This is a genomic window from Streptomyces hygroscopicus subsp. hygroscopicus (genome assembly GCF_030269125.1).
Classification (GTDB): Bacteria; Actinomycetota; Actinomycetes; order Streptomycetales; family Streptomycetaceae; genus Streptomyces; species Streptomyces hygroscopicus_C.
This window is the reverse complement of sequence record NZ_BSSM01000089.1, coordinates 1-255: the sequence shown is the minus strand read 5'-3', so window position 1 is coordinate 255 and position 255 is coordinate 1. Positions and strand designations below refer to the sequence as shown.

Here is a 255-nt window from a genome sequence, read left to right as displayed (position 1 = left end):
AGTGGTCCGCGCCCGACTTCGGCGAGGACAGGGCCACCACCTTCTGCGTCACGTTCGAACAGCCCACGGCCGCGTAGTCGCACGACGTCGTGAAACCGGACGAGCCGCCGTCACCGGTGAAGTAGTAGCGGATCGTCACCTTGGACAGGTCCACCGGATCACTCCCGGTGTTCACCACCCGCAGACCCGGCTTGATCTGATTGTCGGTGGCCGAGCTGTCGTTGTTCTTGTACTGCACCTTCACCGCACCCGTGC

Annotated in this window: 1 protein-coding gene; it reads right to left on the bottom strand. The window is 63.9% G+C overall.

Going from position 1 to position 255, the window contains the following annotated elements; all coding sequences use genetic code 11:
* Positions 1–255, bottom strand: a 255-nt coding sequence (locus tag QSK45_RS38240) for a cellulose binding domain-containing protein (RefSeq protein ID WP_285563548.1), incomplete at both ends; no start/stop codon positions are given.